The organism is Streptococcus sp. SCPM-O-B-23252 (M501), assembly GCF_058200355.1.
Genome location: NZ_JBYQGS010000001.1, coordinates 647,319 through 659,557, shown reverse-complemented (window position 1 = coordinate 659,557; position 12,239 = coordinate 647,319). Strand labels below are relative to the sequence as shown.

7 protein-coding genes are annotated in these 12,239 nt (G+C 38.5%); 1 reads left to right on the top strand and 6 read right to left on the bottom strand.

From position 1 onward, the window contains the following. Positions 1-95: 95 nt before the first annotated feature. From AC3E6G_RS03245 to AC3E6G_RS03225, 5 genes are all read right to left on the bottom strand, one after another. Entirely contained in the window at positions 96-4,103 is a 4,008-nt protein-coding gene (locus tag AC3E6G_RS03245; RefSeq protein ID WP_490700449.1) for a Spy0128 family protein, read from the bottom strand. A 438-nt stretch (positions 4,104-4,541) separates the two neighbouring features. Next, positions 4,542-4,985 (bottom strand): 8-oxo-dGTP diphosphatase, encoded by a 444-nt coding sequence (locus AC3E6G_RS03240; RefSeq protein WP_236127924.1) that lies wholly within the window; start codon positions 4,983-4,985, stop codon positions 4,542-4,544. Positions 4,986-5,045: 60 nt separating this feature from the next. Further along, positions 5,046-5,564, bottom strand: coding sequence for an RDD family protein (locus tag AC3E6G_RS03235; RefSeq protein ID WP_236127923.1), 519 nt, complete (start codon positions 5,562-5,564; stop codon positions 5,046-5,048). Between the two features lie 105 nt (positions 5,565-5,669). Beyond that, positions 5,670-7,418: a glycoside hydrolase family 13 protein gene (locus AC3E6G_RS03230; RefSeq protein ID WP_490700448.1), complete on the bottom strand. Its 1,749-nt coding sequence runs from the start codon at positions 7,416-7,418 to the stop codon at positions 5,670-5,672. 197 nt (positions 7,419-7,615) lie between these two features. Next, complete coding sequence (locus AC3E6G_RS03225; RefSeq protein WP_236127921.1) at positions 7,616-8,635, bottom strand: DNA/RNA non-specific endonuclease; 1,020 nt, start codon at positions 8,633-8,635, stop codon at positions 7,616-7,618. Between the two features lie 133 nt (positions 8,636-8,768). Between AC3E6G_RS03225 and AC3E6G_RS03220 the strand changes: the two genes are divergently transcribed. Then, a complete protein-coding gene (locus tag AC3E6G_RS03220) occupies positions 8,769-9,047 on the top strand; it encodes a MerR family transcriptional regulator (protein WP_431978936.1) in 279 nt (92 codons plus the stop codon). Between the two features lie 409 nt (positions 9,048-9,456). Here the strand turns inward: AC3E6G_RS03220 and AC3E6G_RS03215 are convergent, their stop codons facing one another. Next, entirely contained in the window at positions 9,457-12,006 is a 2,550-nt protein-coding gene (locus AC3E6G_RS03215; protein WP_490700447.1) for an LPXTG cell wall anchor domain-containing protein, read from the bottom strand. Positions 12,007-12,239: the final 233 nt, after the last annotated feature.

Here is a 12,239-nt window from a genome sequence, read left to right as displayed (position 1 = left end):
CAACAGTATTATTCGCATAAAAAAGCCTCAAGAATTATATTCTTGAGACTTTATTGTTAAATCAAATGTGCTAATACACTACAGTTAGTTATATATTAGTTATTTGAAATTTTACGTTTCAACAACACTGCTCCTGAAAGAACAATTGCTCCTGAAAGGATCAATCCGCTTGCTACGACTTCACCTGTACTTGGGAGAAGGACTTTGCGTCCGCCACCGTTACCATCTCCATTTCCGCCAGGGTTTCCTGGTGCTGGAGTTGTTTTCTCTGGAGTTGTTGTGGTTCCACCATCACCATTACCTGAACCATGGTTATCTGGTTTTTCCGGAGTTGTTACAGTTGTATCTTCACTTACTGTAGTAGTGGTTGTAGTTGTATCCTCACTTACTGTAGTAGTTGTTGTGGTTGTATCTTCACTTACTGTAGTAGTTGTTGTGGTTGTAGGTTCCTCAGTTGTTGTAGTTGTGGTTGTTGTAGGTTCCTCGGTTGTTGTGGTAGTTGTTGTGGTTGTTTCACCACCACCTTCACCATGGTTATCTGGATTTTCCGGAGTTGGTGTGGTGGTTGTAGTTGTTGTAGGTTCCTCAGTTGTTGTAGTTGTGGTTGTTGTAGGTTCCTCTGTTGTTGTAGTTGTTGTGGTTGTTGTGGTTGTAGGTTCCTCAGTTGTTGTAGTTGTTGTTGTTGTAGGTTCCTCTGTTGTTGTAGTTGTTGTGGTTGTTGTGGTTGTAGGTTCCTCAGTTGTTGTAGTTGTTGTTGTTGTAGGTTCCTCTGTTGTTGTAGTTGTGGTTGTTGTAGGTTCCTCAGTTGTTGTAGTTGTGGTTGTTGTAGGTTCCTCTGTTGTTGTAGTTGTTGTTGTTGTAGGTTCCTCTGTTGTTGTAGTCGTGGTTGTTGTAGTAGTTGTTGTAGTTGTAGTTACATAAGTATTTGTAAACTTACGTGGAGAATCTGCTTCTTTAACTGTTGCAACAAGCTTACCTTCACCATTATCTACTACTGAAACATGGACAGTGTAGCTTTCTTCTGAATAAGTAACACCTTCTTCAGATCCAGCTTTCTCAGTAATCACGTATTCGTGCTCACCTGGTTCAGTGTATGAAAGTTTGAAGGCTACTTCATTTGTCGCTACCTCAACACCTTCAACTTCTTTACCGTTTGATGATGTTGCAATAACATTTCCACCTTCGCTCAATTCGAATTCGAATTGTTCTTTAGTAAGTTCTTTACCTACTAATTCTTTAGTTGCTTTAATGACAGCTTCAGTTGGCGAAACTTTATAAGTATTTGTAAACTTACGAGTTGAGTCTGGTTCTGTTACAGTTGCAACTAGTTTACCTTCACCATTATCTACTACTGAGACATGGATTGTGTGACTTTCTTTAGAGTATTCAACTCCTGCTACTGATCCAGCTTTCTCTGTCAACACATATTCGTGTTCACCTGGTTCAGTGTATGAAAGTTTGAAGGCTACTTCATTTGTCGCTACTTCAACACCTTCAACTTCTTTACCGTTTGATGATGTTGCAATAACATTTCCACCTTCGCTCAATTCGAATTCGAATTGTTCTTTAGTAAGTTCTTTACCTACTAATTCTTTAGTTGCTTTAATGACAGCTTCAGTTGGCGAAACTTTATAAGTATTTGTAAACTTACGAGTTGAGTCTGGTTCTGTTACAGTTGCAACTAGTTTACCTTCACCATTATCTACTACTGAGACATGGATTGTGTGACTTTCTTTAGAGTATTCAACTCCTGCTACTGATCCAGCTTTCTCTGTCAAGACATATTCGTGCTCACCTGGTTCAGTGTATGAAAGTTTAAAGGCAACTTCATTTGTTGCAACTTCAACACCTTCAACTTCTTTACCGTTTGATGATGTTGCGATTACGTTTCCGCCTTCGCTCAATTCGAATTCGAATTGTTCTTTAGTGAGTTCTTTACCTACTAATTCCTTAGTAGCTTTAATAACAGCTTCTGTTGGAGTAGCTTTATAGGTATTTGTAAACTTACGAGCTTCGTCAGCTTCTGTAACAGTCGCTACGAGTTTACCTTCACCGTTATCTACAACTTTGACATGAACTGTATAGCTTTCTTTAGAGTATGTAACTCCTTCTGCTGTACCAGCTTTTTCTGTAATTGTATATTCGTGGTCTCCAGCTTCAGTGTAGAGAACTGAGAAGACTACTTCATTTGTTGCTGCTTCAACACCATTAACTGTCTTACCGTTTGATGATGTTGCAATGACTTTTCCACCTTCGCTCAATTCAAACTCAAATTGTTCGTTAGCAAGTTCTTTACCAACTAATTCTTTAGTTGCTTTGAATGTAGCACGAGCTGGTGATGGCTCATATGTGTTTGTTAAAGTTGGTGCTTGAGTTGTAACCTCAGCTTTAAGTGTTCCACCTTCAGCTTTAACAACAACTGTTACTTCATATGAGTTTTCATCAAATGTGATACCTGGAACTTTTGTTTCAGTATTTTCTTTGATGACATAGTTGTAGGTACCAGGACCTTTAGCTTTCAAACCTTCAAATGTGATGCTTCCATCTGCTTTGTTTGTTGTTGAAGCAATTGGAGTAGTCAAGTTATTTGCATTGTACAAATCAAACTTGAACTCACCATCTTTCAAGGCTACTGGACGATTTCCAGCAATTACTTTCTTAGCAGTAATTGAGAAATCTGCTGCGATTGGTTCGTCTTGAAGGTTAATCTTAGAACCTTCGGCTCCAAGAACTACCTTATATTCTTTTTCATCAAGAGTATATCCAGCAGGAGCTGTTTTCTCTTTGATGATGAATGTCTTACCAACATATTTTTGATCAAACTCATCAGAGATTGCCACACCTTTTTCATTTGTAGTCAATTCTGTAGAGATAGTCCCATCTTCTGATTTAACTGTATAAACAGCGCCTGCAACTGGAACCAATGTGAAAGCATTTGTCTTGTTGATCTTAATCTTAAAGGCTGTAGAAGCTTCGATTTGTCCTTTTACAAGAGATACACGTTCAGCTTTGAATTCTAAATTTGTACGATTACTGCGGAAAGGAAGTGCAGTTCCATCTGATGTAGTCAACTGGATAACGTTTTGAACTTTTCTACCGTCACCTGGTGTTGTGGTGTGGTATTCTACCCAATACGATTTAGATCCATCTGCAAAGATAAGCTTGAACTGAGTATAGTTCTCATTCCAAGCTACAGTATAGTCAGTACCTTCTACCATCTTCTTAGCATCATCCGGAACTTGAGAAGTACCATCGTTCAATGTGGCAGAAGAATAAACTACCAATGACTCTGGGATATACTGGATAGGAGCAAACTCAGATGTATTTGGAAGGAAGTCATTCAAAACTAAGTTTTTACCATAGTCTTGTCTTCCAGTATTGACACGAATTCTCCATGGAGAGTATACGTCACCTTTACCTACTGAACCAATTGCTGCTAACTTTGCTGAAGTCCATTCTTTACTTACTACATCGTTACCAACCTTAGCAAAGTTTTCGAAGCCTTCTTGCTTGCTGTCAACTGTCTTAGATGTAAAGGTATGTGTGATTGTTTTACCAACACCCTTGTTTTCAAAAGTTAGTGGTGTTGCTGTTTGGTCACTCTTAAATAGGAAAGTAATTGCATAATTTCCTTTCACACCCTTGACGGTGTCTCCACCAGTTTTAGCTTGGAACTCATCAAGGTTCTTCAAAGTAACACGTGCTTTACCACCTTGGTTATCACCATTAGCAGTAACAACTACTGTACCGATATTAACTTTTGTTTCCTTATCGAACAATTCAGTTGTTCCGTTATAGACGGTTACTGGAGTTGGAATATCAACATCAAAGTAATCGCCATTAGCCAATTTGCCATCATATTGTTTCAGGTCAAATTGAACGAAGAACTGATTTGAACGATTTGTAATAATCTGATAAGTACCATCACTATTCGGTTCCAATTTTGAATCCGACATGTTGAGGACACTGATGTCAGTTACTACACCTGTCAATTCCTTCCCATCTGCAAAAGCAACATTATTTGATGAAAACAATGTTCCCAAGATGGTCAGAATCGAGACAAAAAATATTAAAAACGGCTTAATCTTAAACTTTTTCACCATTAAATATTTCCTTCTTCCTACACTTTTTTAATAATCATATTTAAAAAACCAACACCGTTTCTTAAATACGTTGAATTATTTAAAATAATTCAAAAATATAGTACTACTTTTAACAATTAAAGTCAATATTTTAAACTAAATTATACCAAATATTTATGCTATTTTTATTTCCCTTGAAATTTTAGATTTTAGCAAAAAAATAGAGGAATTTTTCCTCCCAAATTTCTCCATTTAAAAAATATGATTTAAAACGAAAGTATTAAACAATCTTCCGATTGCCACTCTACTATGTTACGATTTAATACGAAGTAAAAATTCTATTATTTTTTAAAATAATATTATGACAATAATTGTTTGATTGAGCTTCTCTTTAATATTAAAATTATTTACATTTATTTGTCATTCATTAGTTCTTTTTTAAAAAACAATTTAAATATTTCATTTTAAATCGTACTTCCAGTTTTCTCCATCTTGGTAGTAGAAAAATTCAGAAAGATCTTCTTCAAGAAAAATACGAAGCATATCTTCCATATCTAAGGAGAGGTCTAGATTTGGTAATTCTTTCAGGTCCTCCCACCAGACTTCCCCCTCTTCAGAGGATATTAAGTCTCCTTCAAACTTTTCTGTCTTATAAAAGAGAACTACATAACGAATGTCGTCTTCCACCCAATCTTTCATTCCACACATCTGGGGAGAAGCGATCTTTAAGCCAGTTTCTTCCTTCACTTCACGGATTACTGCTTCCGTAAATGATTCTCCCACTTCGACATGACCTCCAGGAAAGGTTATACCTGGCCAGTCCTCTTTTTTACGATCAATAACAAGAACTCTATCGCAGTCTCTTACCATACAAAGATTTGTAAACTCAACAGTCTCATTCATACAGATACTTCCTAACTATGTTTGTCTTTTTCTTTAAGGATAAGATAAACAATCTGTACCCTAGTCTTCTTTTAGTTGCACTTGCGTATGGGCTAGCAAGTCTCCTAGATGCCTCTTATCTTTCCGAAATATCGTCATTGCCAGTAAGGAAACTGCGAGTAAAGTCGCTGAAATAGAAAGGATAATGGATAACCCATCAAAATCACTATAGAAGCCATGAATCGTGCCCATATGACCGAGTTGCCAAGGTAAAAATTTGATGACATTTCTAATCAAGCTAGCCTGCACTGTTTTTTTCTGGTAGACCAATTCAAGTCCCGCATTTATCTTCCCAAAACTGCCATCATTTTTATAATCCAAGAATGTGAACAGGAGCGTGATTGGCAAAACAGAGGTGAAAAATACAAGCCACTGCGACTGAATTTCTGTAAAATCTGGGACGCCATTAAAAAAAATAATGTAAATAAGCATCGAACCTAAAAATAGAAGTACTAAATAAGCTAGAATGAAAAGATAATCAAACAGAAATTCTGTCATTCTTTTTTTAAACGAAATAGGATTGATTGCTAACATCTTCATCACCGTCTCCCCCTTCTCATCTCCCATTATAATATAAGGGCACAAATAAAGAAACCATTAATAAAAAAGAAAGACTGCAATCTTTCGATTCCAGCTTCTTTCTTACTAATCTTCTCTATAAATAACAAAGCCATTTGGCTGAATGATCAATTGATCATCCGAGATGCTTCCAAGACTGATCAGATCAGCTTGTTCTCTTTCTAGGACAACGTCTTTCTTGGAGTGGTTAAAGCAAGCTTTAAGGAGCTGTCCTTCATATTGCCATTCTACTGACACCACATCTGGATCAACTTCTTCTAAGCTTACTTTACCATGTTGAATCAACTCTGCTACTTCTTTTCGTAGCTGAATCAAGTCCTTCATAAAGTTCAGCATATCGTTGTCCGCTGACACGCGCTCCCAAGGCATGACACGCCGGCAATCCGGGTCTGGGCCGCCGATGAGGGCTAGCTCCGTTCCATAGTAGATACATGGCGTTCCCCGTTGCAGATAGAGGAAGGCGAGGGCAGACTTGACGGACTGGAGTTCGCCTTTGGCCGTCGTCAAGATACGCTCTGTATCATGGGAGTCTAAGAGGTTGAACATCACCTCAGAGATCTGTTGCCTGTAGTACATAGACTGGCTATTGATCTCCCAAATGAAGCGTTGCGTCTCCTTATGCCCACGCAGGAAATAATCCTTGATACTTTCAGAGAGGGGATAGTTCATCACCGCATGGAACTCATCACCATTGAGCCATGGTTGGGATGAATGCCAGATTTCCCCGAGAATATAGAGGTCTTGCTTCTTGGCCAAGACCGCCTTGCGGAAATCCCTCCAGAATTGATGGTCGATTTCATTGGCCACGTCCAGTCGCCAAGCATCGATATCAAACTCTTCAATCCAGTATGTCGCCACCTTCAAGAGATAGGCCTTCACCTCAGGATTAGCTGTATTAAGTTTAGGCATATAGCCCGCAAAGGCAAAAGCATGATAGGTTAAGTCACGATTGTTCCAGAGATTATCCGTCTCAACTGGGAACTCTTTGATATGGAACCAGTCCTTGTAAACCGAATCTTCCCCGTTTTTGAGCACATCCTGCCATTGGGGTGAATCATAGCCAATATGGTTAAAGACGGCATCCAACATGATCTTCATCCCACGCGCGTGAGCCTCTTTCACTAGCTGGCGGAAGGTTTCCTTATCTCCAAAATGCCGATCAATTTCAAAGTAATCGATGGTATCGTATTTGTGGTTGCTCGGCGATTCAAAAATCGGGCAAAGGTAGAGCCCTGTGATCCCTAACTCCTGTAAGTAGTCCAAGTGATCAATGATCCCTTGCAAATCTCCACCAAAGAAATCCAACATTGTAGGGGCAATAGACGCATCCCACGGACGGACGCCTTCAGGGGAAAGGGCTGGATTGCCATTAGCAAAGCGCTCAGGAAAAATCTGGTACCAAATCGTCTGCGCCACCCAGTCCGGAACAGCACACCCATCAATCTCATGGATAAAAGGAAGCTTAAAGCCGTTCATAACGAAGTTCAGGTTCTCCTTGGTGTAGGCTGCCAGACCTCGATCTCCGTACAAGATCTTCTCTCCCGCTGTGTCCTCTAATTCAAAGAGATACTGGACACGTGCATGACCAACTGATACCAACACCTGCCAATAATCAAACAAATCATCTGAGGTTACCTTGTCCATTTCCTTGGTTACCTCATAGAGGTCCTCGATAAAAATAAAAGGATCCCCATAGTGCAAGAAAATCCGTTTGATATCTTCTTTCTTGGTCTGGATGCGAATGTGGAGCTGGCCGTCCTTATATAGATAGGCATACTCCGATTCAGGCCGGTGATAAATCGCTGTTAATTCCATCTGTCCTCGTCTCCTACTTTTCTTTCTCATCATTCATCAGTTTATGCGAACGATTACACAAAATCATGTTCTAGTATACAACTTAATAAAAAGCTTTGCAAGATATTGGAGGAGATAATTCATAACTTCTAACTTTCCAAGATTAGCTTGCACACAAAAAGCCCTACAGGGCTTTTTTATATGCTTAAATTTTAGCTTTATTCTTTTGATGTATGCCTCTTTCCAAGATTCAGCGCTTGCTCTTCTGACATTTCGATTACATTCGCAAAATTAGTGTTTCTCGGCATATTATCCTTTGAATACCAATAAACATCCGCATTTCCATTTCTTGCCACATAAACTACTGGAGCATGTTGACGACTTGGTGCAGCAGGCTCGACTGGCTGAACTGGTTGCGCAGCTTCTACTGATTGACTCGGTTGAGGACCTTGACTTGGTTGCATATCTACAGGAGGACTTGAAGGTTGAGGTTGACTACTTGGTTCCGTCGGAACCAGTGATGGAGTCGCTGTTCCTTTTAAATAATCAATCGTTGCGTTCTTAGAGTAGTTATCCAAGGTGACGGTGGTAATCCCATAAGCATCTACAGATTCTTTCGGACTTCCTAGATTAATACGGAGTAGATTTCCTTCTTGATCAATCCCTACATACTGTAAAATGACTTGTCTCGGAATTAATTCATCACCTGTATAGACCGGAGTCACCTTATAGTCTAGCCAGTAATTAGGGTGAGTGGCCAACCAACTATCCAAGCGCTTTTCATAGTAGAGCATTCCCTCACTATTACTATCTGCAGTCCCACTATAATTTCCACTATTAGTCCAAGCTGTCAAAGGAACTAAATTTTTCCCTTCATTAGACAAGCCACTAAATTGATAGCCTACCAGATGCCCTCTATGGAACAACCAGGCTTTCTTTCCTTTGTTTCCATAGGACATTTTATAATTATGCCAACCAACTGGGTTATAAGTAAGTCGGGGCTCTCTTTTCTGCTTTGGTTCATCCTTATCTTGTAACTGTATGTGAGCTGAAGTCGCACGACCTAAATGATCAAACTCACCTAGAACGAGCTGCTTATTACCAGTAAAAGGCAACAGGTTGAGACTTTTGTAATCGAGTCCAGTTTGCTGGGCTTGAACACCTTGCAAAACGGTCAAAGACATAAAAACCGAGACCATCGCAACAATAACATTTTTCAAAAACCGTTTTGTAACCATGATTGAAACTCCCACATTTCTATCTAGTAATATTATAGCAGAAAAAAGCGGTTACAAAAAAATTATTTTTTCAAAAAGTCTTGTTCATGACTTTACGTAACGATTTACAATATTTATGAGGAGGTGGGTAAGTATGACCAAATATAGAGTGATTCCAGAAGGTTTTATGACAGTTGGACAACTAGCAAAGAAAATCGGCATTACCATCCGTACTCTACAATATTACGATAAAGAGGGGCTTGCTTTCCCATCGGCAGAAAGTGAGGGTGGTCGCAGGCTTAATACAGATAAAGATTTAGAGATGCTCCATCAGATATTGTCTTTGAAATCACTGGGCTTTTCTCTCAAGGATATCAAGGGGCGTTTGATCTCTTTGAAAACACCTGATGATGTTGCTAAAGCTCTTACGTAGCAGGCAGATGTTCTTCGTAAAAAATAGAACAACTTAAGGATTCTTTGGTTGCAATTGAGCAGTTGAAGACAGAAGTTTTACAAATACAGACAGTCAATTTTAAGAAGTATGCTGACATTATCGTCAAACTACAAATGTGATATTTACACATCCACTTTGCGTGAGATAAACTATGTGCTTTTTGAGCCATACTTTTCTTCTTTCGCTTTACAATTGGCTTGAACACCTTAATTGTATCGCGTTTGGAGTTTTTTGGTATAACCCTCATAGCGGGTGGTTCATTTGTCTCGCACCTCACGGAGCGAGATGGACTGAAAATCACATAATTTAAAAGGCTTTAGTCCTGTGCAATATAGGACTAAAGCCTCTAGATAAACTAATTGTTTAACCTTTTTTGGTAGTAATAATACTAGTCTGCTTTTTTCTTTCTTGACAAAGCATAACCGGCAGTAGCTAAACCAATAAGTGCTGAATAAGTCATGAATGATTGTTCAACTGAACCGGTATTTGGTAATACTGATTCTGACTCTTTTTGCTTAGGTTCTGATTTTTGTTTCGACTTAGGCTCTGGTTTCGGTTCAGGCTTAGGTTGTGGTTTATCATCTTTCTTGATAACCACAACATTCTTATGCCATTCAACAACTGGTTTTTCTGTTTCCTTCTTTACAGGATCCTTAAGTAACACTGGTGCTTCTGGTTTAACCGGTTCACTTGGTAAGACAGGTACAGTTTTATATTCTGGTTCTGTCGGTGGAACTGGTTTTTCTTTAACAGTTGGTACTTCTGTCAATTCTGGTTTTTCAGGTTTAACTGGAGGCGTTGGTTCTGTTGGTTTAACTGGCTCTTCACCTGGATCTTGAGGGAAGCCAACATTTGAGTTAATAGAGAACCAATAGAGAGTTGCTTCGCCTGTTGCGTTAGCACCTTTTGCTGTAAATTCAAGATGACCATCTTTCAAAATAACAGCAGCACCACCATAGTAAAGGTAAGGACTCTTAGGATCATCCCAACCCTTAGTTTCACTTGAAGAGTCTGCATTAAATGTAGCACCTTGAGCCATGTATTGGTTTTGTTCTTTAGCAGATACTTCTTTTGTCGATGGATCTTGGTCTACACTTGAATTTGGAAGTTTAATAAACTCTTTGTCACCAATGTTTACAGACTCAACGTGAGGAGTATCTTGGTGTTTCATTTTTGGTGTGTATCTCAAAACACCTGATGTAGCGTCTACAGTGTAAGAACCGATAACGTCTGATTTATCACCGAATGTGTAATCTTCAGTACCAACTGAGTGACCATTTCCGCCACCAGATGCGTTCACTGTTGTAGCATCAACTGCTGTTTCTTCAGTTACTTTGAAGGCATCATCAACCCATGTTGCTTTTTGAGCAACAATTTTCAAAGGATTATCAGCATTGATATCAACTTCTGCACTACCGAAGTCAGCTTTACCGCTTTTCACAACAACGTCTGCACCATCAAGTTTTGGTTCACTTCCATCTGAATATGGATCCCAAGTTCCACGAACTGTATTACCTTCGCTATCTTTAGCTTCAACAACTAGAGTACGAGGTTTGTCATTTTCAACATAAGATGCACCATTCCAGTGGTTAAGTGAGTTAAGGGCAAGGATTGCATTGTGTTGTGACAAATCAATCAATTGGTCATTTTCATCATAAAACTCAATGTCAACACCAACTGTAACTGGGTTTTCAGTATCAGTTGAGCTACCAATTGTCATTGTAACCGCTGGATCGTTATAAATTTGAACGATTCCTTTTCCATCTGATGATGGAAGGCTCTTCACTTCGTATTTATAAACAACTTTTGCAATACGTTTTTCTTCGCTACCTTTTACAATTTTAGCTTGAGTAAGTCCTGTGTATGTCACATCAAATTTGTCTCCGACTTTTACAACTCCCCACTCGATTTCATTGTTAGCATATGGGTTTGTAGTTGTCACATCAGAATCTTGAAGATTCTTAGTTTCATACATCTTAGTAGCTTTACCATCACCGTACATACGAGCTTGACCTTCTTTTGTCAAGTAGGTTGTTAATCCAGTTGTTTGGTGTGTGATTTTAGTTGTTTCACCATCAGCAAGTTCTTCAGAGAGGAATGTCAAATCTTGTTTGTATTTTGCAGGATTTCCACCACGCTCTGCAACTGTCTTATTGAAGGCATCTTTAGCATCATCGTATTGTGCTTTTTTCTTGTTGTAAATTTCGAGTTCAATCAAGTAAGCAGCTTGTGCTTCATCATAAGCAGCTTTTTTAGTTTTGTATTCGGCTAATTTAGCTTCATACTCTGCTTGAGCTAATTTATTGCTTTCAGTAGCTTCTTGATTTGCTTTTAGAGATGCATTGTAAGCTACAAGAGCTGTATTATATTCTTCAAGCGCTTTTTCATAAGCAACACGTGCTTCTTCATTGCTTTTCTCTACAGCTGTTTTTTCTGCTGTTTTTTCAGTTAATTCCTTTTGATAAGCAGTAAGTTTTTCGTTGTAGACTGCAAGCTCTTTGTCGTAATTTGCTTGTGTAGCAGCATTTTTTGCATCAACTTCAGCTTTTTCTTTTTCAAAAGCTTCTTGATTTGCTGCAACTTCAGCTTTGTAGTCAGCTACAGTTTTATTAATTTCAGTAACTTGTTTTTCGTAATCTTTAGCAGCAGCTTCCTCTGAATCTTGCTTTTTAGTCTCTGTTTCTTTTACTTCAAGACCTTCATTTGTTGCAGCAGTTTTAGCTTCTTCCAACTTCTCTGGAACAGCAACCTCTTTTGTTTCTTCACCAGTTACTGTTGTAGTCGAAGTAACGGATGTTGATGCTGATGAAATTTCATCGGCAGATACAGTTGCAATACCTGCAGTTGCAATCATTGTTGCGACAGCAACAGAACCAAAAGCAACTGATGTTTTTCTCAAGACATACTTAATTGTTTTATTATTCTTGAACGATGACATAACAAGCTCCTTTTAAATTTTTTTTATTATTCTTCTCTAGCAAAAAGAATTTTTGTTCTTCGAAGTCAGAATGATAGTATCAAAATAAAAATGTAATGTCAAGGTTTTTCCATAAATTTTCAGAAAGTTTCAATCTATTTTCATTTTTTATAAGCAATTTCGTTTCGTAAACATTCCCTTATGAAGTATCTTATTATTTCAACTAATTATTCAAAATAAAAAACTGCAATCTA

Excerpts from the sequence above, each read along its gene's own strand:
- AC3E6G_RS03245 (WP_490700449.1), bottom strand. The coding sequence starts at position 4,103 with ATGGTGAAAAAGTTTAAGATTAAGCCGTTTTTAATATTTTTTGTCTCG.
- AC3E6G_RS03240 (WP_236127924.1), bottom strand. The coding sequence starts at position 4,985 with ATGAATGAGACTGTTGAGTTTACAAATCTTTGTATGGTAAGAGACTGC.
- AC3E6G_RS03235 (WP_236127923.1), bottom strand. The coding sequence starts at position 5,564 with ATGAAGATGTTAGCAATCAATCCTATTTCGTTTAAAAAAAGAATGACA.
- AC3E6G_RS03230 (WP_490700448.1), bottom strand. The coding sequence starts at position 7,418 with ATGGAATTAACAGCGATTTATCACCGGCCTGAATCGGAGTATGCCTAT.
- AC3E6G_RS03225 (WP_236127921.1), bottom strand. The coding sequence starts at position 8,635 with ATGGTTACAAAACGGTTTTTGAAAAATGTTATTGTTGCGATGGTCTCG.
- AC3E6G_RS03220 (WP_431978936.1), top strand. The coding sequence starts at position 8,769 with ATGACCAAATATAGAGTGATTCCAGAAGGTTTTATGACAGTTGGACAA.
- AC3E6G_RS03215 (WP_490700447.1), bottom strand. The coding sequence starts at position 12,006 with ATGTCATCGTTCAAGAATAATAAAACAATTAAGTATGTCTTGAGAAAA.